The following is a 24,869-nucleotide window of genomic DNA, read 5'->3' as shown; positions in this document are numbered from 1 at the left end:
CCGTTTACTCCTTGGCAGTGATGCGGCACGGGCAGCGCAAAGTGTATTAAAAGACAGGCTGCAGGAAATTGTGGACTGGATGGATGTAAGCCGCAGGTCAGATTACAGATAAAAATAATTTCCGAACTTTCGAAAGAGTTTTTTTCAGGCATACCATATGATAAGTAACCTTTGCCTCCGGATCAAGTATCGGGACAAGAACACGGTCTGCAGAGTTCCAGTTATCCGCAAGAGCCATATCGGATACAAAACAAGGAAGGATGGAGGAAGACATCAGCTCTTCAAAGGCGAATCGGTCGGTCTGCACCAGAAAGCGGGAATGCGGCATTTTTTCCCGCGGCAGACTGTGCCAGAATCCGATATCTGAATACAGAAGCATATTTTCTCCATCCATTTCTTTCATATAGATTCCATTGCTGTCAGCAAACCGATGTCCGGAAGGGACGGCGAAAAAGAGCGTTTCCGTTTCTGTTTCCTGTATATGCAGATCTTTATCTTCCGGACGATAAGGCAGGATAATAATCTGATAGAGCTCAGAACGGAGGCCCTCGATTAAAGGCTCACAGTCCCGGCATTCAGAAGAAATGGTCATCTCAGGATACAGATGTGTTGCATTCCGGACGGCTGTGAGCATAGGCATAGGAGCGCAGGAGCCAATGGAGATCGTACGCCCGGCACGATCCAGTGCCCGAACCCTTTCTACCATACTGTCAGTTTGCTCTAGTATTCGCCTTGCATAATCTGCAGCCAACTCTCCGTTGGCATTGAATTCCAGATGGTTCTTTGTGCGCAAAAACAGCGGTACGCCAATTTCATCTTCCAGTTTCTGCATGGAACGAGTCAGAGTGGGCTGGGAAATATGCAGTTCTTCAGCAGCTTTCAAAAGTGTGCCGGATCGGGCAAAAGCCTCAAGATGTCTTAGATGTTCGTGTTCGATCATATCGGTGTCACCTCATTTTCAGTATTCATATATAGTATAGCACAATGCGGGATTGATATTGTACTTTTTCTGAAATACTTTTTATAATTTACATTGTAAACAGGTTGTGGGTATACCACATTCGGAAAGAAAAAGGAGGATATGATCATGGAATATGTAACATTAAATAATGGAGTAAAGATGCCTAAGGAAGGATTTGGAGTATTTCAGGTGCCGGATCCGGCGCAGTGTGAGCAGGCGGTTCTTGATGCCGTCGCAAGCGGCTACCGTCTGATTGATACAGCAGCTGCATACATGAATGAGGAGGCAGTCGGGGAAGCCATTGCAAAGTGCGGCGTGCCGAGAGAAGAGCTGTTCATTACCACAAAGCTCTGGGTACAGGATGCAGGTTATGAAGAGGCAAAGAAAGCTATCCGGACATCTCTTGACAAATTGGGACTTGACTATCTTGATCTGTATCTGATCCATCAGCCCATGGGTGATTATGTAGGAGCATACCGGGCAATGGAAGAGGCGTATAAAGAAGGCACATTAAAGGCTATCGGCGTTTGCAACTTCTATCCGGCACGCCTTGCGGATCTGTGTGAGACTGTGGACGTAATCCCGGCAGTAAATCAGGTGGAACTGCATCCTTTCTTCCAACAGGAAAATGCACTTGCCCTGATGAATGAGTATGGCGTGATTCCAGAGGCATGGGGACCTTTTGCAGAAGGAAATCATGGGATTTTTACCCATCCGGTGCTCTCTAAGATTGGCGAAAAGTATGGAAAGAGCGCTGCTCAGGTAGCTCTTCGCTGGAATGTGCAAAGAGGCGTAGTGGTAATTCCGAAGTCTGTGCATAAGGACCGTATGGAGCAGAATATAGCTATATGGGATTTTAAATTAAGTGACGAGGACATGGCAAAGATCGCCGAACTGGATTTGGGTTACAGTGAGATTGTCAACCACGATGATCCTGCATTTACTAAAATGCTTCATAGTCTGAAAGTTCACGATTAAAGCAACGGGAGGTTCCTGAAAGATGATCTTCTATTTTACCGGAACAGGAAACAGTCTCTATGCAGCGAAACAGATTGGAGGAGAGTTGATAAGCATTCCCCAGGTAATTCACAGGAAAGAGCAGAGCTGGAGGGCAGAGGAGATTGGGATTGTCTGTCCTGTGTATGGACATGAAATGCCTGCTATGGTAAAAGGATTTTTAAAAAAGGCAGAATTTCAGACAGAGTACTTTTTTCTGATCCTGACTTATGGAAATATACATGGCGGCGCTGCAGAGCTGGCACAGCAGGAACTGAAACGATGCGGGAAAAGGGCAGACTATATAAACACTCTGAAGATGATAGATAATTTTCTGCCATCCTTTGATATGGAAGAGCAGATCGCATCTGAGCATGGAAAATATATTGAGAAACATCTAAGCCGGATATGTTCAGACATTAAGAAGCGTATACATTGGACACAGCCGGCCACAGAAGAAGACCGGCTGTGGCATCAGAAATATCTGGAATATCAAAAATCCGTCCCGACAGAGCAGTGGAAACACATTTATCAGGTGACAGAGGAATGCATCGGCTGCGGAATCTGTACACGGGTCTGTCCGGCGGGATGTATTGAACTGAAAAAACAGAGGGCAGTCCACATAATGAAAAATTGTCAGATGTGTATGGCATGCATCCACCACTGTCCGGAAAACGCCATCCGTTTGACAATCCCGGAAAAGAACCCGGCGGCCCGATATCACAACGAACATGTCCGTCTTACAGAGATCGTAAAGGCGAATCATCAGGATGCAATGCAGTAAATCAAAAAACGAAGCGCAGAGTGCGTTTCCAAGTTTCAGGAGGTATCATAACAACGGATAATCTTCTCCGGAATAAGGCGTTCACTGTCAGCGTGGGAGATGTGGAACATATGGCTGCCTGTGACTACGTGGGGCTGGTTTCTGCAAATAAGGAAGAGAATAAGATGGAGAAAGCAGGATTTACAACCACAAAAAGTGAGTTTGTCAATGCGCCGGTGATCAATGAACTTCCTCTTACATTGGAATGTGAGCTGACGGATGTGATCGGCGGGTCCAAAATTTTTGGAAAGATTGTTAATGTGAGCATTGATGAAAAGGTTCTTGGGGAGGATGGGGAATTGAGTCTGGAAAAGTTCAGTCCCATTACTTACGATACAGTGCATTACGGATATTACAGGCTGGGAGAGAGAGTCGGAAATGCCTTTAAAGACGGAAATGCACTGAAATAGACACAGCTGGTTTTCCTATATTGTATGGGGAATCAGATACAGTAAGGATAGAGTTTAGAAAGAAAAAGAGCAACCGGAATGAGGTTGTTCTTTTTGGCATAAGAATAAGATCCCGATCATACCGCTGATCAATAAATTGCAGATGAAAAAATGTATGATGAAGTCAGTCATATAAATCCTTCTCCTTAATCAGAGTCTTTGGAAAGGATGGAACGTAAATTGCGGAGTTCTGTTTCTGACAGTTGATTGTTTTCCAAATATGACGAGAGCATTGCGCTGATGTTTCCATCATAGAAACGGTTCAGGAACGAATTGCTCTGCTGATTGATATATTCGTTTTTTTCTACGAGAGGAGTATAAACAAATACACGCCCCTGTTTTTCATAAGTCAAAGCGCCTTTTGTCACAAGACGTTTTATAAGAGTCTGGATTGTTTTCGCGCTCCACGAAGTAGTTTTCAATAGTCGATCTGTTATTTCATTTGTGCTGATGGGAGCAAATTTCCATACTATTTTCATAACTTCAAACTCAGCTTCAGAGATCTGTGGTAAAGCAGACATAATCATTCCTCCCTTGAATCTTACATGTGTAATAAAAATATTATAGTATGTTCCGGTGCATTAGTCAAATAAATGAAGATTCGGATGACCGGGCAAAACTTATAAAGTGTTGAGAAGAAAGAAAAATGATAGTATTATTAATAATAAGAAAATGCAGGAGAAAAGGAGGAACACCGGTGTATTTCTCGTATGGTAAAACCGAAGTGGAATACCTGAAAAGCAGAGACAAAATTCTAGGTGAGATCATAGATAAGATCGGCCCCGTTGAGCGTAAAGTGGATACGGATTTATTTTCATCTGTCGTTCATCATATTATCGGACAGCAGATTTCCACAAAAGCCCAGGAGACGATCTGGAAACGAATGCAGGATGGACTTGGCAGTGTTAATGCAGAAAGCATTGCGGCGGCGGATGTTTCCGCTCTGCAGTCTTTTGGGATCACATTCCGTAAAGCGGAATATATCAAAGATTTTGCCAAAAAGGTAGAGAGCGGGGAATTTGATCTGGACAGTCTTTCTCACATGTCCGATGAGGAGGCAGTCAGGCGGCTGGCATCTCTGAAAGGGATCGGTGTGTGGACAGCAGAAATGATCCTCCTATTCTGTCTCCAGCGTCCTGATATTTTCAGCTATGATGATCTGGCGATACTAAGGGGGCTGCGAATGGTCTATCATCACAGAAAAATAGATAGGAAGCTATTTGAAAAATACCGCAGACGATTCAGTCCCTGCTGCAGCGTTGCAAGCCTTTACCTCTGGGCTGTAGCAGGAGGCGCTATACCTGGTATGAAGGACTATGCGCCAAAAAGGAAATGACAGGAAATGGAGGGAGCATATGCAGTACATCAGTCATTACAGATCGCCGCTGGGTGATATTCTTCTGGCGGCAGATCAAAACTGCCTGACAGGATTGTGGTTTGAGGGACAGAAATATTTTGCCCTTCATCTGGATAAAGAAAGGGAAGAAAAAGAAATTCCGGTCTTTGAGAAAACGAAGGAGTGGCTTGATATTTACTTTTCCGGGAAGGAGCCTGACTTCACAGTGACTCTTCGTTTTATTGGGACGGATTTCCAGAAGGAAGTGTGGAAGATCCTCTGTTCTATTCCATATGGACAGACCATGACTTATGGGGAGATTGCAGGAAAGCTTGCTGAAAAAAGAGGAAAAAAGAGCATGTCAGCCCAGGCGGTAGGCGGCGCTGTGGGACATAACAGAATTTCCATTCTTGTTCCCTGCCACCGGGTTGTGGGAAGCGACGGAAGCCTGACGGGATATGCAGGCGGGATTGAGAAAAAAGTGAAACTGCTGACATTGGAGAAGGCGGATATGAAGTCTTTCTTCCTCCCAAAGAAAGGAACGCTATAATGAAACTGTGTGGGAGGAAAATGCGGATGGACTGGATGAACAAAGTGCTCTCGGGAACAAAAGATCTGCTGAAATGCAAGGATCATGTCCTGGTGGGGATAGATGGCAGGTGTGCGGCCGGAAAGACTACATTTGCGGCCGGGCTGCAGCGAAAAGAAGGCTGCAGTGTGATTCATATGGATGACTTCTTTCTGCGTCCGGAACAAAGGACGCGAGAACGATTAGAGTGTCCGGGCGGAAATGTGGACTATGAACGTTTTCGGGAAGAGGTTATGGAACCGCTGATAAAAGGTGAAAAATGTTTTTACAGACCTTACGACTGTCATCTGCAGACGTTTGGAAAGGCAAAATGCATAGAACCGGGACGGCTGACGGTCGTGGAAGGATCTTATAGCTGTCATCCTGCTTTGTGGAACTATTATGACCTCCATGTTTTTATGACAATTGATCCGGCTTTGCAGATACAGAGGATTGAAAAACGGAATAGAGAAAAGGTCAGAGATTTTCGGGAAAAATGGATTCCTTTGGAGGAAAAGTACTTTTCTGCATGCAGAACAGAAGAAATGTGCGAGATAAAAATTTCTGATTTTATTTTGAATGAAACAAATTGCGAAGAAGGAAAGGAAGAGTAAAAATGAAGGGAAGACAAATAATTTTCAGCCCTACAGGAGGAACGAAAAAAGTAGCGGATCTTCTTGCAGGAGAATGGAATCTGAAAAGAGAGGCGGTCGATCTGACAGATCCTTCTGTGGATTTTGGAAGTATTTCCGTGGAAAAAGAAGAGCTGACGCTTATTGCGGTGCCGTCCTATGGCGGACGTGTTCCAGCGCTTGCAGCAAAACGGTTCCGTCAGATCAAAGGAAATGGGGCAAGGTGTGTGATTGTCTGTGTGTACGGCAACAGAGCCTATGAAGATACTTTGACAGAGCTTGAGGATCTGGCGGAAGAATGCGGATTTGAGGTTATAGCGGCAGTGGCTGCCATTGCAGAGCATTCTATTATGCATCAATATGCGACAGGCAGACCGGACAGAGAAGATGAACAGGAATTGAAGGAATTTGCAGAAAAATCTGGAAGAAGTTTCAAGAAGAGCAGAGTAAAGGGCAAATATGGGAGCAAGAAAAGAGAAAAATATCAGACTTTAAAGTGCCGGGGAACCGTCCTTACAAAGAATCTGCCCCTGTGCCTATGGTGCCGAAAGCAGAGGATGGATGCAACCAATGCGGAATCTGTGTGAAGAAATGTCCTGCAGAGGCAATTTCTCTCAATCATGTACAGGAAGCAGATGAGAAAAAGTGCATTTCCTGTATGCGCTGTGTGGTTGTATGCCCTGCCGGGGCAAGAAAAATAAATGCAGCGGCAGCAGCTGCCGTTGCACAGAAGATCGAAAAGGCCTGCTCTGTCAGAAAGAGGAATGAACTGTACTGTTAAGATCAGGTGTGTTAGCATCAAGCGGCACTTTGGCAGGGCCGGTGGAATTTCTGACAATCAGACTTGCATGGAGGAGAAGAGTTCCGATCGCAACTTCGTTCATCAGGCTTTCCAGTGCATAGTATCCGCTTTTGCCAAGCTGGATCCGTTCCTGGCGCACGGTTGTGAGAGGAGGAGCGGTGTAGGCGCAGATGGGAAGATCGTCAAATCCGATGATACTGATATCGTCCGGAATGCGGTATCCCATCTGCTGGCACTGGATCATAGCAGCATTGGCAATAAGATCGTGGCTGCATATGATGGCGGTAACCCCGAGATTTAAAAGCCGGGGAAGATGTTTCTCCATGCACTGGGTAATATAGTAGGAGCTCCCGGCATAGGTAGGATCGCTTTTCAGGCCGTTTTGGCGAAGTGCCGAAAAGAAAGCCTTGTGGCGAACCTGCATAATGTGCGAGCCGAGGGCGTGGCTTAGATAGCCGATTTTTTTATGCCCCTTTTGTTTTAAGTGAGAGACAGCCAGCTCCATCCCCTCACCATTGTCGATCCCTACATATCCGATATGGGGATTTGCCATAATATAGTTGTCGTAAAGGACGGTGGCAGTGTGGCTTGTGTGGAAGTCTTTCATCCAGGGGTCGCTTAAAGAAAAGCCCAGGATGAAGGAGCCAAGATAGTCATGCTTCAGCATAAACGTATCATAAGAATAAGATTTCTGCAGTTTTTCCGTTACCGGAATAATGTCTACTGAATAGCCGGCCGGTTCCGCCATCTGCCGGAATCCTAAGATAATCTCATACCCAAAATCGTGAGGGTTTTCATAATCCATATTTTCAATCAGAATACAAAGTCGGCGTACCCCTCCGGGACGCCGTATTTTTGTATATCCCAATTCTACAGCTGTTTCAAGCACATTTTTTTGTAAAGTTTCGCTGATGTCAGTCGCCCCATTGAGCGCTTTGGAGACAGTACCCTTGGAAATCCCCAGTTTATCAGCAATATCCTGTATTGTAGCCATATAAGGACCGCCCTTTCTTTTGGAAAATATCTGTTCATATTATAGCTAAGTAAAGATAGAAAATCAACGGATTTTAGGTAAAACAAAAGGAAGTTTCGTATATTTTCGAAAAGGAAATATGAGTAAGTAGAAAAACTATACAAAAAAATGAGAAAAAAACTATGAAAAATAGATAAATCTTAAAATTTGTACAGATGAATTATTGACTAAAATAGAAAGAGAAGGTATGATTAACACACAACGAAACAATACGAAACTTTTAAGGAAATGGAGATGAAGTAATGAAGAAGAGAGGGTTGGCGCTGCTGCTTACTGCCGGACTTCTGGCGACCGGACTTAGCGGCTGTGCCGGACAATCTGAAGGCGGAGCAGGAGAGACGGAAAAAGTCCGCCTGATGGTGTGGTCGCCGTCCAATGACCAGTCAAAAGACAGCGGGGAATGGCTTCAGACAATGTGCAAAAATTTTGCCAAAGAACATCCGGAGTGGGACATCACCTTTGTGTATGGCGTAGCGGATGAAGCCAGCGCAGCGGGTCAGGTATCGCAGGATCCGGAAGCCAGTGCGGATGTTTTTATGTATGCCAATGATACACTGACTACAATGACAGATGCAAATGCACTGGCAAAATTCGGAGGAAAGTACAGGGAACAGATTGAAGAGAGTAATTCAGAAGAGGTGTTGGCCTCTCTGATCAAGGATGATGAACTTTATGGCGTTCCTTTTACAACAAATACCTGGTTTATGTACTACGACAAATCGGTATTTTCCGAGGAGGATATTAAGAACCTGGATACCATGCTGGAAAAGGGAGTGGTATCGTTCCCGTTCACAAACTCCTGGTATCTGCCGGCTTTCTATATTGGGAACGGCTGTACTTTATTCGGGGATGGTACAGACGAGTCCAAGGGAGTGGATTTTGGCGGAGAGAAGGCAAAAGAAGTTACGGATTATCTGATCGATCTTGAAAGTAATCCAAATTTCCGTATTGATGCGGATGGTTCCGGTATTGCGGGGCTTCGTGACGGAAGCATCAATGCTATGTTTTCAGGCTCCTGGGATGCCAATGCGGTAAAAGAAGCTTTAGGGGACAACATGGGAGTAGCTTCCCTTCCTGCTTATACGCTTAACGGGGAAGAAAAACAGATGATGTCTTATGCGGGATCCAAGGCAATCGGAGTAAACCCCAACAGTGATAATATGGTGGCGGCGATCGAACTTGCGGTCTATCTGGGATCGGCAGAAGCACAGAGAGCTCATTATGAAATGTGCGGCGTTATTCCATGCAGCACGCAGCTTCTTGAAGAGACAGAATTTGCGGAAGACGATCTTGTATCAGCACAGGATGATACATTCAACAACACATCCATCCTGCAGCCTTTCGTGTCCAAAATGAACAACTGCTGGACTCCTGTGGAAAATATGGGTAAGGGAATCCGAAATGGAAGCATTACTCATGAGAATGCGGCAGAACAGACAGAACAAATGAACGATGCAATGAACAGTGATGGAATCTAAATGAGGTGAAGAGGATGGGAATAATGAAAAAGAGAGTCAATCAGTTTCCGACACCCTATACCTGTACAAAGGCAATCCGCGAAGGCGGACTTGAAACAAAACTTTCCATGGTTTTAATGGGGTTTGGAAATATTGTACACGGCCAGATCATAAAAGGATTTATTTACATGGCTGTGGAAATCGCGTACGTAGTATTTATGGTTATGAATGGCATCCGGTTCCTTGGCATGCTTCCGTCCCTTGGAAGTATCCCCCAGGAGGAAGTGTGGGATGAGGCAAGTCAGGTATATGTATATACAAAAGGAGATCAGTCCGTTTTGATCCTTCTTTATGGAGTTGCTACCGTTTTAGTAACGATCCTTTTGATCTGTGCCTGGAGAGGCGCCTTGAAAAGCGCATACAAAGCAGAATGTCTGGCAAAAGAAGGACGGCATGTCAACAGCTTCGGAGAAGATCTGAAGTCTCTCCTTCATGAGAATCTCCACCGGCTTTTGATGACGCCTCCAGTGGCATTTATTTTTGCATTTACTGTACTGCCTTTGATCTTTATGATCTGTATGGCGTTTACAAACTACAGCAAGATCGACAATCATCTGATGCTGTTTGACTGGGTGGGTCTTGATAACTTTAAAGCGCTGTTTGATTCCAGCAGTATTTTGGGAAGCACCTTCTGGTCTGTGCTGATCTGGACTTTAGTGTGGGCATTTTTTGCCACTTTCAGTAACTATATTTTCGGAATGATCGTTTCTCTTCTGATCAACAGAAAGGGAACAAAGGCAAAAGGATTCTGGAGATTTTGTTTCGTCCTGTCCTGTGCAGTGCCTATGTTTGTCTCTCTTCTGATCATGCGGACGATGCTGCAGCCGGAAGGAGCGATTAATGTTCTTTTGAGAAACTTGGGGTGGATCGCTCAGGATGCCAGTCTTCCTTTCTTTACAGACCCTACATGGGCCAGAGTGACGGTAATAGTTGTAAATATCTGGGTAGGTGTACCTTATACACTGCTTCAGCTGACCGGCGTCCTTCAGAATATTCCTGCAGAGCTTTACGAAGCGGCGAAGGTAGACGGTGCCAATGCATTTCAGACATTTACCAAGATCACGCTTCCGTATATGCTGTATGTGACAACTCCGTATCTGATCGTTACCTTTACGGGAAATGTCAATAACTTTAACGTTATATACCTGCTTTCAGGAGGAGATCCGGTCACGGATCTGGCGTCAACAGCGGGAAGTACGGACCTGCTTGTAACATGGCTCTATAAACTGACGATTGATAAACAGTATTACAATATCGGTGCAGTCATCGGTATTCTAACCTTTGTGATCCTGGCAGTGGGCGCACTGTTCACATACAGACACAGCAAATCTTATAAAGAAGAAGGAGGATTCTAGATATGGCAGGAACAAAAATGCATTCTGCAAAAAGAAAGCGCTTTATCAATAATTCTATTGTTCATATCGTTTTAGGAGTGCTTGCAGTGATCTGGGTTTTCCCGATTATCTGGGTCATCCTTACAAGCTTCAGGGCAGAAAAAGGATCCTATGTATCCACATTTTTCCCACAGTCTTTTACGCTGGATAATTACGAAAAACTGTTTACGGATACCTCGATCCTGAATTTCCCACAGATGTTCACAAATACGCTGATCATTGCGATCTTTTCCTGTATACTGTCGACTTTTTATGTCCTGGCAGTTTCCTACTGCCTGTCCAGGCTGAAATTTAAGCTTCGCAAGCCTTATATGAACATGGCAATGATTCTGGGGCTGTTTCCCGGATTCATGTCCATGATTGCAGTGTACTTTATTTTGAAGGCAGTGGGACTGACCGAAGGAAATCTGATCCGGCTTGCGTTGATCCTGGTATATTCGGGAGGAGCAGGATTGAGTTTCCAGATTGCGAAAGGCTTCTTTGATACGATCCCTATCGCTGTAGATGAAGCGGCTCTTCTGGACGGTTGTACAAGATGGCAGATTTTTACAAAGATCACTCTGCCTCTCAGTAAGCCGATCATCATCTATACAGTACTGACATCCTTTATGGCGCCGTGGCTGGATTTCATTTTTGCAAAGGTAATCTGCCGTGCAAATTCCGACCAGTATACCATTGCTATCGGACTTTGGCAGATGCTGCAGAAAGAATACATTGATAACTGGTACACCAGCTTTGCGGCAGGCGCAGTACTGATATCCATTCCGATTGCCGCTCTCTTCCTGTTTATGCAGAGATATTACGTGGACGGTCTTTCCGGAGCGGTAAAAGGATAAAAAACAAATATGAGGTATGGCAGCATGAAAAAGACAGCGAGACAATGGAAAGATATTTATTCCAGTTTGGAATTTGAAAAAAAATACGTGTATGAGGGCGAAGGTCTCGGAGCCCTCATCACGGAACAGGGAACCTTTTTCCGGCTTTGGAGTCCTTTCGCTGAAGAGATCATCCTAAATCTCTACCTGGATGGAAGTAAGGGGGAAGCCTTTGAACGGCATGCCATGAAAAGGTGTGAAAAGGGGGTATGGCAATACCGTACTGAACGAAATTTACACGGAATCTATTATGATTTTACTCTGCAGATGGAGAACAGTACGGTTTTTTCTGCGGATCCATATGCGCGTGCATGCGGGATAAACGGACAGCGGAGCATGGTCGTGGATTTAAAGAAAACGGATCCGGAAGGCTGGGAGGAGGACAGTCCTCCGGCAAAGGAGGAAGAAACGGTCATCTATGAGCTTCATGTCAAAGAATTTTCCTGGGATGAATCCGGGGGATTTCCCAAAGAAACAAGAGGAAAATACCGGGCGTTTCTGTACAATGATACAACTCTCTACAGTGACGGCGTCCATCCAACAGGGATTCCTTATCTGAAGAAGCTTGGAGTAAATTACGTACAGCTTATGCCGGTATATGATTACGGCTCTGTAGATGAAACAGGCGAGGAAACGGAATTCAACTGGGGATATGATCCCATTAACTACAATGTGCCGGAGGGCTCTTACTCTTCCGATCCGGCGGCAGGAGAGGTGAGAATCCGGGAGTTGAAAGAAATGATACAGTCTTTGCACAGACATGGATTCCGGGTAATCATGGATGTGGTGTACAATCATACCTACTCCCTGGATTCCTGGTTTCAGAGAACGGTTCCCTGGTATTTTTATCGGGTAAAAGAGGACGGGGAGATCTCGGATGGATCCGGGTGCGGGAATGATATTGCAAGTGAGATGCCTATGTGCGGGAAATACATTTTGGAATCGGTTCTTTACTGGGCTGAAGAATACCATATAGACGGATTCCGTTTTGATCTGATGGGACTTTTGGATGTGGATTTAATGAACCGGATCCGCCGTGCCCTGGATGAAAAATACGGAAAAGGGGAAAAACTTCTATTTGGAGAACCGTGGGCGGCAGACAGTACAGCCATTGCATATGAAAAAGAGCAGGCTTTAAAGGCCAATATCCGCAGTCTGGACCATAACACAGGGATGTTTTGCGATGATACAAGGGATGCTATCAAGGGGTCTTCTTTGGAAATCTGGGAACCGGGATTTGTAAACGGGGCACAAAAAATGGAAGAACAGATTTTAAGAAGTGTATGCGCCTGGTGCGGAGACGGAGAGGATCATGTAAAAGCGCCTTCACAGGTGATCACCTATGTCTCTTCTCATGACAATCAGACTCTGTGGGATAAGTTATGCCAGACAACAAAGGATGAGGCATTGAGAAAGAGGGAGTACAGGCTGGCAGCAGGGATATATATGACATGTCAGGGGAATCTTTTCTTTCTGTCGGGGGAAGAATTTGCCCGCACAAAAGATGGGATTGAAGACAGCTACAATGCTCCTATAGGGATCAACCGGCTGGACTGGAAAAAAGCCTGGGAAGAAGAAGAGCTGGTAGATTATTACCGCGGTCTTATCGCCCTGCGCAAACAGCTTCCCGGACTGTGCGATAAGAAGACATCAGCGTGGAAGCGCATCCATGGCCAGTGGAAGAAGGAAGGGGTTGTCAGCTTTCTGGTAGATAACCGAAAGGATGGAGAGAACAGCTCCTGGGATATTCTGAAGGTGAGCTATAACAGTAGAAAAGAGCCTCAGAGGCTGACGCTTCCGGAGGGAGAATGGGAAATTTTAGCCGACGGACAGAACAGCTTTCTGTGGAAGAAGCCGGAAACGGTGGAAAAAGCCATTACCATGGAACCGGTGAGCATGCTGGTGCTGGGACAAAAAAGACCATGGAGAAGAAGGGACAATAAAGGAAAAAGCGCATGAAATGGATATATGGAAAACAGGACTTTAAGACAATTGAAAGAAGCGAGGAAAACTGTTATCTGATGACAAATGAGCTGGGAGGATTTTCTTCCCTGACTATGGCAGGAGGGGCGGCCAGAAACGACCATGCGTTTCTCATGGGATGCTTAAAGGCTCCCAACTGCCGGTACAATATCATTCATCGCCTGAAAGAACAGCTGGATGATCTGGTACTCTCCACACAGGAATTTGCAGACGGGACGAAGGAAGAAGGATACCGGTTCCTCACCTCCTTTTCTTATGAAGATAATCCGGTCTGGATCTTTCAGGCGGACGGTGTGGAAATACGAAAAGAGGCGGCGCTGGATCCGGAGAAAAATGCAGCGGTTCTCAAGTATGAGATTGAGAACAGAAGGCGGGAGAGCTGTATCTTTCAGGTAAAACCTTTCTTTCAGTTTGCGCCCAAAGGAGAAGACATGGAGGAAGGGCAGAAAATTCTGCTTGACGGGAACAGGATCCGCTGCAGGGATATGTGTCTGGATGTCCGGACAAATGGGGATTTCTGTTCGGTCCCCATGGAAAAAGAGACTTATTTTTACCGCTATGATGCCTGTGACGGGCGAAGACCGACAGGGACAGCAGCGGCAGTCCACACGGTTGCAGCAAAGATCCTTCCGGGAGAAGAAAAGACGCTGGAGATTGTCTATGCGCTGGAGGGAGAGGAACCCCCGGCCCTGGAGAGGCCCGATGAGGTGATCGCCCGCGTCCGTTCATTTCGAGACAGATGGCAGGAGAGAGGCAGCTGGAAGAGCGAAATAGCGAAAGCTCTGGCAAGAAGCGCATCCGCATTTGTGACAAGACGGGAATCTACCGGAGGAAAGACCATTCTTGCAGGCTACCCTTTTTTCGAAGATTGGGGACGGGATACCATGATCGCTCTGCCGGGAATCTGTCTTTCCACCGGCCAGTATGAGACTGCCAAAAGCATTCTTCGCACTTTTGCTGTCAATGAGAGAAAAGGGCTGATGCCCAACCTCTTCCCGGAAGGCGGGAAAGAGCCTATGTACAATACAGTGGATGCCGCTCTTCTCTTTATCAACTGCGTCTACCTCTATTATGAGAAAACAAAAGACAAGGCCTTTATAGAAGAGATGTATCCGGTAATGGAGCGGATCATCACTGCATACCGGGAGGGTACGGATTATGGGATCGCCATGGACGCCGACGGACTGATCCGTGCGGGAAAGGAGCTGGATCAGGTGACATGGATGGATGTGCGCATCGGCAAGATCCTTCCCACTCCCCGCCATGGCAAACCGGTGGAGATCAATGCCTACTGGTACAACGCCCTGAAGATCATGGACTTTTTTGCGGGAGTGCTGGGCCATCCAAAGGAGCAGTATCAGGAGATGGCGGAAAAGGTAAAGCTGTCTTTTAGGGAAAAGTTCTGGATGGAAGAAAAACATTGCCTGAAAGACGTTCTCTCCGGAGAAGCGGCGGATACACAGATCCGCTGCAATCAGATCTGGGCAGTTTCCCTTCCTTTTACCATGATGGATAAGGAGAAGGAAAAGCAGGTAGTGGAGACCGTGTTTGAAAAGCTCTATACTCCATATGGGCTTCGGACACTGGAAAAAGAAGATCCTGATTTTCATCCTTTCTATGGCGGAGAGATGATGGAGAGGGATCTTGCCTACCATCAGGGAACGGTCTGGCCCTTCCCTATGGGCGCCTACTATCTGGCCTATCTGAAAGTAAACAGTTGGAGCGAAAAGGCCAGAGGCAGAGTGAAACGACAGATGGAAGCGCTGGAGTGCGCTATGCGGGAAGGATGTATAGGACAGCTGCCGGAGATTTACGACGGGGAGAATCCAGCCTCGTCAAAAGGGTGTTTTGCCCAGGCCTGGAGTGTGGGAGAAATACTTTGGGTATATGAAAATCTGGAAAAATAGTATATGATAAAGAATATGATGAAAGTGGATCACAGAAATGTGATAGATAGAAAGGAGATACAAACATGGAACAGGCATTGGAAATGATGTTGCAGGAAAAATTTCATAAAGGAATCAAAGAAGCATCAAAGGAAGAGATTTACACAGCGCTTCTTTGTGTGACAAAAGATAAAATGAAAGGCATGAAGGCTAATACCGGAGACAGAAAGCTGTACTATATTTCAGCGGAATTTCTCATCGGAAAGCTTTTGTCCAATAATCTGATCAATCTGGGACTTTTCGAGGAGACAAGGGAGGTACTGAAAAAGTACGGGCATGATATCACAGAGATCGAGGAGATGGAACCGGAGCCTTCTCTTGGAAATGGAGGACTTGGCCGGCTTGCGGCCTGCTTCCTTGATTCCATTGCAACACTGGGACTTGCAGGGGACGGAGTGGGCCTTAACTACCACGAAGGTCTCTTCCTGCAGAAATTTGCAGATCATAAGCAGTGGGAGGATAAAAACCCATGGATTACGGAAAACAGCTGGCTGACCAAGACAGACCGCCATTTCCAGGTTCCTTTTAAAGATTTCACATTGACGTCTACTATGTATGACATTGATGTGCCGGGCTATGAAAGCGGATGCAATAAACTGCATCTCTTTGACCTGGATACCGTAGATGAAGGGCTGATTCATGATGGAATCCAGTTTGACAAGACAGATATCCGGAAGAATCTGACCCTGTTCCTCTATCCGGACGACAGTGATGAGGCGGGGCACCTTCTTAGGATCTACCAGCAGTATTTTATGGTGAGCAATGCTGCACAGCTCATTATCCGTGAAGCGGAAGAAAGAGGCGTAAACCTTTATCATTTGCATGAACATGTGTGCATCCAGATCAATGACACTCATCCGACTATGGTGATCCCGGAACTGATCCGTATTCTCACAAGTGAGAAAGGCTTTAATATGGACACAGCCGTAGATGTGGTGAGAAAGACATGTGCCTATACGAATCATACGATCCTGGCAGAGGCTCTGGAGAAATGGCCGGTTGCCTACCTGGAGCAGGTAGTGCCCCAGCTTATGCCGATCATCCGTGACCTGGATGCAAGAGTCAGAAGAGACTTCCACGATGAGAGAGTCTACATTATTGATGAGCAGAACCGTGTACACATGGCTCACATTGATATCCATTACGGCTATGCTGTAAATGGAGTTGCCGCTCTTCACACAGAGATCCTCAAGGAATCTGAGCTGAAGCCGTTTTATGACATTTATCCGGAGAAGTTCAACAATAAGACCAACGGTATTACTTTCCGCAGATGGCTGCTCCACTGCAATCACAGACTGGCAGACTATTTGAAAGAGCTGATCGGAGAAGGATTTGTAAAAGACGCTTCCCAGCTGGAAAAGCTTCTGGAATATCAGAATGATGAGAAAGTGCTGGCACAGTTGAAGGAGATCAAAAAAGAGGCTAAAATTGAGCTGAAAAATTACCTGAAGATGACACAGGGCATTGAGATTGACGAGAACTCTGTCTTTGATATCCAGATCAAACGTCTCCATGAGTACAAGAGACAGCAGATGAACGCTCTTTATGCTATTTATAAATACAAAGAGATCAAGAAAGGCAATCTTCCGAAACGCCCGGTCACAATGATCTTCGGCGCAAAAGCGGCTCCTGCCTATACGATCGCAAAGGATATCATCCATCTGATCCTCTGCCTTCAGGAACTGATTGAGAAAGATCCCGAGGTAAGGAAATATCTGCGCATTGTGATGGTGGAAAATTATAATGTAACGAAAGCAGAGAAGCTGATCCCTGCATGTGATATTTCCGAGCAGATCTCTCTTGCCTCCAAAGAAGCATCCGGAACAGGAAATATGAAATTCATGCTGAACGGAGCAGTGACACTTGGAACAGAAGACGGCGCTAATGTAGAGATCCATGAGCTGGTAGGCGATGACAATATTTACATTTTCGGTGAGAAGTCCGAGAAAGTCATTGATCTGTATGCAAATGCATCTTACTGTTCCAAAGACATTTATGAAAATGATCCTATGGTGGAAGAGCTGGTAGACTTCATTATCAGCAAGGATCTGATCCGTATCGGAGATCCGGTGAACCTGGGACGTCTGTATAAGGAAATCGTAGGAAAAGACTGGTTCATGACACTTCTGGATGTGAAGGATTATATCCGCACAAAGGAACAGATGCTGGAAGACTATGAGGATGAAAAGAGCTGGGCAAAGAAGATGCTGGTAAATATTGCCAAGGCGGGATTCTTCTCTTCTGACAGAACCATCGCGGAGTATGACAGAGACATCTGGCATTTATCATAGGCAGCAGGGGGATAGAAAGCAATGAGACAGACAGGAATATTGATGCCGGTATCTTCCCTTCCCTCCCGGACAGGGATTGGGGAGCTGGGAAGCAGTGCATATCAGTGGATCGATATGATGAAAGAAAACGGCATAAAGATATGGCAGATCCTTCCTCTGAATCCGGTTGGGTACGGAAATTCTCCGTACCAGCCTTATTCCTCCTATGCGGGGGATGAGCTGTATATCAGCCTGGATATTCTGAAGGAGGAAGGACTTTTGACAAGTCTTCCGGAGAGCTTCCGGGAGAAAGAGAAAAGGGTGGACTATGATGCAGTCCGTTCCTTTAAGATTCCTTACCTGAAAGAAGCTTTTGAAAGGTTCCGGGAACAGAAACTGGATCAGGAAGCAGACTACCGCCAGTTTGCAGATCAGGAATGGGTGAAGGAATACAGTGTATTCCGCGCACTGAAAGCGGCAAACGGCGGAACATGCTGGAACGAGTGGAAAGAAGAGGACAAAAACTGGCCGGAAACCCGGCGGCAGCTTACGGAGGAAGAAAGAGAGGAAGCTGCTTTCCACGTTTTTCTTCAGTATCAGTTCTTCAGACAGTGGATGAAGGTAAAGAAGGCAGCCAATGACAGCGGCATCCGGATCATGGGAGATGTGCCTTTCTATGTGGGGGTAGACTCTGTGGACGTATGGGGCGGGAAAGATAATTTCCTTCTTGATACCGACGGACGGCCCATTTTTATTGCGGGAGTGCCGCCGGATTATTTCAGCGCGACAGGACAAAGATGGGGAAATCCTATCTATGACTGGGACTATATGAAGGAGCATGAGTATCGGTTCTGGCAGGACCGGATCGGTTACAGCGGAAAGCTTTTTGATATTGTGCGTATTGACCATTTCCGGGCTTTTGACACATATTGGAAGATCCCGTCTACCTGCCCCACAGCTGTCGAGGGAGAATGGATCGAGGCACCGGGATATGAGGTGCTTGATATCCTGACCGAAAAGCTGCCGGATGTGGAGCTGGTGGCTGAGGATTTGGGAGATCTGCGCCCGGAAGTTCTGACGCTGAAGGAACATTATCATTTAAAGGGTATGAAGATCCTTATGTTCTCCATTGGGACGAAAGGAAAATATGCATACGACAGCTTCCATGATACGGAAAATATGATCATTTACACGGGAACTCACGACAATGATACCCTCATGGAATGGTACGGTAATTTAAACACTGCCCAAAAACGCAAAGTAAGAAAATTCTTAAAAAGGCAGGGATGCAGCCAGGGATCCGTAAAGGAGAGACTGCTCCATTATACTTTTAAAAATAAGGCGGAGTACGCCATTGTTCCAATGCAGGATATTCTGGGACTTGGAGAAGAAGGCCATATGAATACACCGGGAACAGTCGGTTCTCCAAACTGGGAATGGCGCCTTCCGGATTTCCATGAGGCCGTGGAAGACTTAAGATCTCTGAGAAAGGAAATGACAGATCGGAAATAGAAAGGGACAGCAATGGAATTTACAGGAGTTTATCATAAAACATCGGAACAGATGAGCTATGCGCTCAATGAAAATGAGCTGGTGGTAAACCTTAAGACCGGCTATGACGTCAGACGGGTGTTCATTCATCACGGGGATCCCTTTGAAGCAGGAATCCTGGGAGGAAATGAGAAGTGGACGGGAACAAGGGAGGAGATCGTATTTAAGAAACGGCTCCGCCATCAGATCTGGTGGACCACAACCCTTCAGCCGCCTTACAAAAGATGCAAGTATTATTTTGAACTCCATACGGAAACGGAGATCTGGTATTACTGTGAAGACGGTTTTCTGACAAAAGACCAGATAGACATGGAGGGGCGGATGATCCAGTGCTTTACCGTTCCATGGATGAATCCGGCGGATGTAAACTGCACCCCGGGGTGGGTTAACGATACGATATGGTATCAGATCTTTCCGGATCGGTTCTGCCGCGGGGAAATAGAAGGGGAAAGAAAAGAGGATTTCGTTCCCTGGAGAAAAGGCAAGGTCACCAATGAGGAGAGGTTTGGCGGCAACCTGGAGGGAATCAGGCAAAAGCTTCCCTATCTTGCGGATCTGGGAATTACTGGCATCTATTTGAATCCTATCATGGAGGCCGAGTCCAATCACAAATACGACACTACAGACTACACAAAGATCGATCCTCATTTCGGAGATAAAGAAACATTTGCGAAATTAGTAAAGGAGGCTCATAGTCTTGGTATTCGGATCATGGTGGACGCAGTGTTTAACCACTGTGGTCCTAAGTTTGCTCCATGGCAGGATGTGCTGGAGAAAGGACAGAAATCTCCTTACGCCGACTGGTTTATGGTGCAGACCTGGCCGCTTCTCAAAAAGCGTGCGGATACAAGGGACGGCAGATTTTATTCCTTTGCTTTCGCCGATCAGATGCCGAAGATCAATACCAACAATGAAGAAGTGATCGATTACTTCTGCGGCGTATGTGAAGGGTGGATCACAGATTATGATATTGACGGGATCCGGTTTGACGTGGGAAATGAAGTGTCCCACCGTTTTCTGAAAAAGATTCGGGAACATTTAAAGAGATGCAAAGAGGATATTTATCTTCTGGGAGAGATCTGGCATGATGCAAGCCAATGGCTGATGGGGGACGAGTATGACTCTGTGATGAATTATCCGCTGATGAGCGGGATCCATGACTTTTTCCTGGACAAAGGGATGAAAAAAGAGGAGTTTGAGTATATGATAAACCGCTGCTATACCATGTATATGCAGCAGAATAACAATGTCATGTTCAACCTTCTGGATTCGCATGATACGGAGCGGCTGATGAACCGTTTTCACGATCTGGATATGTTTTACCAGCAGCTTGCCGTGCTCTTTACCATGCCGGGAAGTCCCTGTATCTATTATGGTACAGAGATCGCCATGGAGGGCGGACACGATCCGGACTGCAGAAGATGTATGCCATGGGATGAGCTTGAGACTCCCAAAAATCAGGAAAAGATCCGGTCTGTAAAATCTTTGATCCGGATGAGGAAAGAAGAGGATGCCTGCAGGAGCCTCTATTTCCACTTTCCGGGGGAATATGAAAATGAAAGATGTGTGGAGTACATTAAGTTGGATGAAAACCAGAATGAGCTGGAGGTTCTCTTGAACTGTTCGGAAAATGAGATGAAAGTAAGACCGGAAGGAGAAATCCTTTTTTCCAGAAAATACAAAGACGGTATTTTAGAAAAAAACGGAACTCTGATCCGAAGAAAGAAGAAACGATAGAAGGAGGAGCTGCAAATGGTTAAGACAGAGAAAAAATGGTGGAAGGATACAGTAGTTTACCAGATCTATCCCCGTAGCTTCCAGGACAGTAACGGCGACGGAATTGGCGACATCAGGGGGATCATACAAAGGCTGCCTTACCTGGAAGAGCTGGGAGTTGGCGCCCTGTGGCTCTCCCCTGTATGCCGCTCTCCCCAGGACGACAATGGCTATGATATCTCGGATTACCAGGATATCGATCCCATGTTCGGGACGCTGGATGACATGGAAGAACTGATTCAGAAGGCAAAAGAATGCGGAATACGCATTATTATGGATCTTGTCCTGAATCATACCTCAGATGAGCACCGCTGGTTTAGGGAAGCAAGGAAAAGTAAAGACAATCCTTACCACGATTACTATGTGTGGAGAGATGGAAAAGAGAGCAAACTTCCCAATGATATGGAATCTGTGTTTGGAGGACCGGCATGGGAATGGGTGCCGGAGCTTGGACAGTATTATTTTCATCAATTTTCCGTAAAACAGCCGGACCTTAACTGGGAAAATCCCAAGGTGCGCCGCGAGATTTACGATATGATCCTGTGGTGGATGGATAAGGGCGTCGGGGGCTTCCGGCTGGATGTGATCGACCAGATCGCCAAGGAGCCGGATCTGAAAATTACAAATAACGGCCCGAGGCTTCATGAATTTATCCGGGAGTTAAGCAAGGAGACGTTCCAGAAGGGCGATCTGATCACAGTAGGAGAGGCATGGGGTGCAGATACCGAGAGGGCGAAGCTTTACAGCAATCCTGACGGCAGTGAATTTTCTATGGTATTTCAGTTTGAACACATCGGTCTTGACCAGCAGGAGGGAAAGACGAAGTGGGATCTTAGCCCGCTTCCCTTTGTGAAGCTGAAAAAGACTCTTGCAAAATGGCAGACAGAATTGGCAGGACAAGGATGGAACAGCCTGTTCTGGAACAACCATGATCTTCCCCGCATTGTCTCCAGATGGGGAAATGACGGAAAATACCGGGTGGAATCCGCCAAGATGCTGGCATCTGTGCTGCATGGAATGCAGGGAACTCCCTATATTTATCAGGGAGAAGAACTTGGAATGACCAACGTGCATTTTGATGATATCAGCCAGTATAAAGATATTGAAACGCTGCACATGTATGAAGAACGGATGGAAGAGGGATATTCCGAAGAGGAAGTGATGGCCTCTATCTATGCAAAAGGCCGGGATAACGCCCGTACACCGATGCAGTGGGATGAGAGCAGACATGCAGGTTTCACAAAAGGAACTCCCTGGATTGCAGTCAATCCCAATTATCGGGAGATCAACGCTGCCAGGGAAATGGCGGATCCGGATTCTGTTTTTCGCTATTATCAGAAGCTTATCAGACTGCGAAAAGAATATCCTGTCTTTACAGACGGCGTATTCTCGTTGCTTCTTGAGGAAGATGAGCAGATTTTTGCCTACACAAGAACCGACGAAGAGTCAGAGCTTTTGGTATGGGCCAACTTTACGGACCGTCCGGCGCAGTGTACTTGGCCGGAAGAGTGGAAGGAAGCCGAAGTGCTTCTTAGCAATTACGACAGCAGTATGAAAGCAAATGAGCTGCGGCCTTATGAGACGGTCATGATGATCAGGACCTTACAATAAAACATCATAAAACATTAAATTTTCTTTAGAAAATCTTTCGATTCTTATAGCGTCCTCCTTTAGATTTTTGGGGTATCCTAAAAATAACAAGGAGGACGCTTCTATGAATATCCAGACATTAACACAATATTTTCTCGAATACGGAGCTTTTTTTATTTATCTCATCGTGCTTTTGGAATACCTGAATCTGCCGGGATTTCCGGCGGGAGTCATTATGCCGCTGGCCGGAATATGGGCATCTCAGGGAGAAATCAGTTTTTTCATGGTTATGATACTGACAGTGGCGGCAGGTCTTACAGGAAGCTGGGCGCTTTATTTTCTGGGAAGGGCCGGGGGAGAGAAGGTGCTGGGTTTTTATTTCAGGAAATTTCCAAAACAAAAGCCGGTCATTGAAGGAAAGATAGAGATGCTGCGGGAAAAAGGGTGTATCGGCGTGTTTGTGAGCAAACTTCTGCCGATGGTGCGCACACTGATCTCTATACCGGCCGGTATGGTGAAAATGGATTTCATAAAATATACTATAAGCTCTACGCTTGGAATCTTTTTGTGGAATCTGGTATTTGTAGGAGCCGGATATTTCTTCGGAGAAGCCGCAATTCGTATCTGATAGCTGGAGGAGGGAAAGACAATGAGAATTGCTATGCTGACAAACAATTACAAACCTTTTGTGGGAGGCGTGCCGATTTCTATTGAACGGCAGGCTAAGGCTTTAAGAGAACTGGGGCATGAGGTGATGATCTTTGCACCGGATTATGGAGATACAGAGGAAGAAGAGGGAGTGATCCGCTGCCGGATCCGGAAAAGACGGATGGCCAATGGGATGGTATATCCCAGATTATTCAGCCCTGAGACAGAGAGTGCCTTCCGAAGGGAGAAGTTTGACTGCATCCATGTGCATCAGCCGGTTTATATGGGAAATATGGCTTTGTATCTCGGAAGAAAATACCATATTCCCATTATCTATACGTACCATACACGTTATGAGGATTATCTTCATTATCTTCCGGTATTCCGGGAAGAAGAAAAGGCAGGAGCAATCCGAAGGCTCCTGATCCGCGCGGCCAGAGAGAGGGTGATCCCCTGGTATATGAGATGGTTTACCAACCGGTGTGATACCGTACTTGCACCGACAAAAGGAATGAAAAGAGACATCCTGCTGAATGGAACCTCTTCTTTGGTGGAAGTATTTCCCACAGGCCTGGACGAGGGGTTCTTTGAGGAATACAAAGAGGCGGCGATTGCAGTCAGGAAACAGTATGGAAAGGATAAGAAGTATCTCTTCTGTACAGTTTCCAGGCTGGAGGAAGAGAAGAATCTGTTCTTCTTATTAAAAGGGATGAAAAAACTGAAAGAAGAAGGCATGGAGTCTTTCCGGCTCCTTCTTATCGGAGAGGGAAGTCTGAAAGGGGGACTGGAGAAGACAGCAGCCAAATGGGGACTGGAGGATTGTGTAACATTTACCGGAAATATTCCCAATGAAGAACTTCCAGCTTATCTGCAGGCAAGCGATCTCTTCTTATTTTCTTCAAAGTCAGAGACTCAGGGTATTGTGATCCAGGAAGCGCTGGCAAGCGGATGTCCGGTGATAGCCATCCGGGCAAATGGAGTGGAAGAAGCGATAGAAGACGGATGCAACGGATATCTGGCGAAAGAGGATGTACATGAGTGGTGTATGAAGATCTGGAAGGCTCTGGAAGGTCCCGGCAGGAGAAAGATGAGGGAGGAGGCCAAAAAGAGCGTATCCGGTTACCGGAATCTGGCTCTGGCTGCAAGAGAGGAGCAGATCTATACCAATTGTATGGAGGCAAAATGGAAGGAGGAGACAGCGGGTGAAAGGGAACATGCTGCAGTATCTTTTTCAAGGTTATTTAAAATTACTTAAACGAACCATGCGTATTCAGTGGGAAGAAAACGAAGTGGGACGCGAAGGACAGATTTTCGGCTTCTGGCATGAGGACAGTTTCTGTATGAATCTTATACTGGAAGAACTGGCCTTAAGTGCAGGACCGGTCAATGTGATCGTCACTGCGGACCGCCGGGGGGATTATATTCAGAATATGGTGGAAAGCTGCGGCGGAAAAGCAGTCAGAGTGCCCGACGGAAAGGCTTCCTATCATACGTTGAAATCGATACAGAAAGATCTTGCAAAAGAGGAAGAGTCGATCGCGGCGGCATTGGACGGTCCTTTGGGACCCAGGCACGAACCGAAGAAACTGGCTTTCTATTTTTCAGAACAGATGCAAAAAGAATTTACAGGATTTACCCTGGAATATTCTGCCTGTATCCGCCTTTGGTGGCGCTGGGATGAATATGCGATCCCGCTGCCTTTCTCGAGAGTGTCTGTAT

At 46.1% G+C, this 24,869-nt stretch carries 23 protein-coding genes; 20 read left to right on the top strand and 3 right to left on the bottom strand.

Features of this window, described 5'->3' with window-relative positions; translation table 11 throughout:
- Positions 1 to 97 precede the first annotated feature (97 nt).
- Positions 98 to 940 carry a LysR family transcriptional regulator gene (locus tag WJ238_RS04205; RefSeq protein ID WP_337606246.1) on the bottom strand — a complete coding sequence of 281 codons (843 nt, stop codon included), beginning with the start codon at positions 938 to 940 and terminating at the stop codon, positions 98 to 100.
- Between the two features lie 147 nt (positions 941 to 1,087).
- Here WJ238_RS04205 and WJ238_RS04200 point away from each other — a divergent pair, with 147 nt between their 5' ends.
- From WJ238_RS04200 to WJ238_RS04190, 3 genes are read left to right on the top strand one after another with little or no spacing between them, the layout of a single operon-like run.
- Positions 1,088 to 1,939: an aldo/keto reductase gene (locus WJ238_RS04200; protein ID WP_337606245.1), complete on the top strand. Its 852-nt coding sequence runs from the start codon at positions 1,088 to 1,090 to the stop codon at positions 1,937 to 1,939.
- A 22-nt stretch (positions 1,940 to 1,961) separates the two neighbouring features.
- Positions 1,962 to 2,741: an EFR1 family ferrodoxin gene (locus WJ238_RS04195; RefSeq protein WP_337606244.1), complete on the top strand. Its 780-nt coding sequence runs from the start codon at positions 1,962 to 1,964 to the stop codon at positions 2,739 to 2,741.
- Positions 2,742 to 2,761: 20 nt separating this feature from the next.
- Positions 2,762 to 3,190, top strand: coding sequence for a flavin reductase family protein (locus WJ238_RS04190; RefSeq protein WP_316269092.1), 429 nt, complete (start codon positions 2,762 to 2,764; stop codon positions 3,188 to 3,190).
- A gap of 185 nt (positions 3,191 to 3,375) precedes the next feature.
- Here WJ238_RS04190 and WJ238_RS04185 read toward each other — a convergent pair whose 3' ends face one another.
- Entirely contained in the window at positions 3,376 to 3,750 is a 375-nt protein-coding gene (locus WJ238_RS04185; RefSeq protein WP_316269090.1) for a BlaI/MecI/CopY family transcriptional regulator, read from the bottom strand.
- Positions 3,751 to 3,926: 176 nt separating this feature from the next.
- Between WJ238_RS04185 and WJ238_RS04180 the strand changes: the two genes are divergently transcribed.
- Genes WJ238_RS04180 through WJ238_RS04160 form a run of 5 tightly spaced genes read left to right on the top strand, consistent with a single transcriptional unit; the run spans position 3,927 to position 6,546 of the window.
- Positions 3,927 to 4,565, top strand: a complete 639-nt coding sequence (locus tag WJ238_RS04180) for a DNA-3-methyladenine glycosylase family protein (protein ID WP_316269561.1) — start codon at positions 3,927 to 3,929, stop codon at positions 4,563 to 4,565.
- A gap of 19 nt (positions 4,566 to 4,584) precedes the next feature.
- Positions 4,585 to 5,115, top strand: coding sequence for a methylated-DNA--[protein]-cysteine S-methyltransferase (locus WJ238_RS04175; RefSeq protein WP_337606242.1), 531 nt, complete (start codon positions 4,585 to 4,587; stop codon positions 5,113 to 5,115).
- Positions 5,116 to 5,141: 26 nt separating this feature from the next.
- Positions 5,142 to 5,747: a uridine kinase family protein gene (locus WJ238_RS04170; protein ID WP_337606241.1), complete on the top strand. Its 606-nt coding sequence runs from the start codon at positions 5,142 to 5,144 to the stop codon at positions 5,745 to 5,747.
- Between the two features lie 2 nt (positions 5,748 to 5,749).
- Positions 5,750 to 6,352 carry a flavodoxin family protein gene (locus WJ238_RS04165; RefSeq protein WP_337606240.1) on the top strand — a complete coding sequence of 201 codons (603 nt, stop codon included), beginning with the start codon at positions 5,750 to 5,752 and terminating at the stop codon, positions 6,350 to 6,352.
- Positions 6,304 to 6,546 carry a DUF362 domain-containing protein gene (locus tag WJ238_RS04160; protein WP_337606239.1) on the top strand — a complete coding sequence of 81 codons (243 nt, stop codon included), beginning with the start codon at positions 6,304 to 6,306 and terminating at the stop codon, positions 6,544 to 6,546. Before WJ238_RS04165 ends, WJ238_RS04160 begins: the two co-directional genes overlap by 49 nt.
- On the opposite strand, the gene WJ238_RS04155 is transcribed toward WJ238_RS04160, so the two are convergent.
- Positions 6,518 to 7,561, bottom strand: a complete 1,044-nt coding sequence (locus WJ238_RS04155) for a LacI family DNA-binding transcriptional regulator (RefSeq protein ID WP_337606238.1) — start codon at positions 7,559 to 7,561, stop codon at positions 6,518 to 6,520. The two genes, WJ238_RS04160 and WJ238_RS04155, sit on opposite strands and share 29 nt — an antisense overlap.
- A gap of 281 nt (positions 7,562 to 7,842) precedes the next feature.
- Here WJ238_RS04155 and WJ238_RS04150 point away from each other — a divergent pair, with 281 nt between their 5' ends.
- The 12 genes from WJ238_RS04150 to WJ238_RS04095 form a co-directional block, all read left to right on the top strand.
- On the top strand, positions 7,843 to 9,078 hold the full coding sequence (locus WJ238_RS04150; protein ID WP_256193860.1) for an extracellular solute-binding protein: 1,236 nt from the start codon (positions 7,843 to 7,845) through the stop codon (positions 9,076 to 9,078).
- 14 nt (positions 9,079 to 9,092) lie between these two features.
- Entirely contained in the window at positions 9,093 to 10,472 is a 1,380-nt protein-coding gene (locus WJ238_RS04145) for a carbohydrate ABC transporter permease (RefSeq protein WP_337606237.1), read from the top strand.
- Positions 10,473 to 10,474: 2 nt separating this feature from the next.
- On the top strand, positions 10,475 to 11,347 hold the full coding sequence (locus WJ238_RS04140; RefSeq protein WP_230105760.1) for a sugar ABC transporter permease: 873 nt from the start codon (positions 10,475 to 10,477) through the stop codon (positions 11,345 to 11,347).
- Positions 11,348 to 11,371: 24 nt separating this feature from the next.
- Entirely contained in the window at positions 11,372 to 13,345 is a 1,974-nt protein-coding gene (gene pulA, locus WJ238_RS04135; RefSeq protein WP_337606236.1) for a type I pullulanase, read from the top strand.
- Positions 13,342 to 15,276, top strand: coding sequence for an amylo-alpha-1,6-glucosidase (locus WJ238_RS04130; RefSeq protein ID WP_337606235.1), 1,935 nt, complete (start codon positions 13,342 to 13,344; stop codon positions 15,274 to 15,276). The genes pulA and WJ238_RS04130 overlap by 4 nt, the downstream gene beginning before the upstream one ends.
- A gap of 65 nt (positions 15,277 to 15,341) precedes the next feature.
- Complete coding sequence (gene glgP / locus WJ238_RS04125) at positions 15,342 to 17,606, top strand: glycogen/starch/alpha-glucan phosphorylase (protein WP_316264913.1); 2,265 nt, start codon at positions 15,342 to 15,344, stop codon at positions 17,604 to 17,606.
- Positions 17,607 to 17,627: 21 nt separating this feature from the next.
- Complete coding sequence (malQ, locus tag WJ238_RS04120) at positions 17,628 to 19,097, top strand: 4-alpha-glucanotransferase (protein ID WP_337606234.1); 1,470 nt, start codon at positions 17,628 to 17,630, stop codon at positions 19,095 to 19,097.
- A gap of 12 nt (positions 19,098 to 19,109) precedes the next feature.
- Positions 19,110 to 20,873 (top strand): glycoside hydrolase family 13 protein, encoded by a 1,764-nt coding sequence (locus tag WJ238_RS04115; protein WP_316264910.1) that lies wholly within the window; start codon positions 19,110 to 19,112, stop codon positions 20,871 to 20,873.
- A gap of 15 nt (positions 20,874 to 20,888) precedes the next feature.
- Positions 20,889 to 22,523: a glycoside hydrolase family 13 protein gene (locus WJ238_RS04110; protein ID WP_337606233.1), complete on the top strand. Its 1,635-nt coding sequence runs from the start codon at positions 20,889 to 20,891 to the stop codon at positions 22,521 to 22,523.
- Between the two features lie 103 nt (positions 22,524 to 22,626).
- Positions 22,627 to 23,130 (top strand): DedA family protein, encoded by a 504-nt coding sequence (locus WJ238_RS04105; protein ID WP_230105767.1) that lies wholly within the window; start codon positions 22,627 to 22,629, stop codon positions 23,128 to 23,130.
- A gap of 21 nt (positions 23,131 to 23,151) precedes the next feature.
- On the top strand, positions 23,152 to 24,405 hold the full coding sequence (locus tag WJ238_RS04100) for a glycosyltransferase (RefSeq protein WP_337606232.1): 1,254 nt from the start codon (positions 23,152 to 23,154) through the stop codon (positions 24,403 to 24,405).
- Positions 24,353 to 24,869: DUF374 domain-containing protein (locus WJ238_RS04095; RefSeq protein ID WP_337606230.1), on the top strand; the 517-nt coding region annotated here is incomplete at its 3' end. The genes WJ238_RS04100 and WJ238_RS04095, both read left to right, overlap by 53 nt.

Source organism: Claveliimonas sp., assembly GCF_037273965.1.
Classification (GTDB): Bacteria; Bacillota; Clostridia; order Lachnospirales; family Lachnospiraceae; genus Claveliimonas; species Claveliimonas bilis.
The sequence above is the reverse complement of the archived record's forward strand: the minus strand, read 5'-3'. Positions and strand labels throughout refer to the sequence as shown.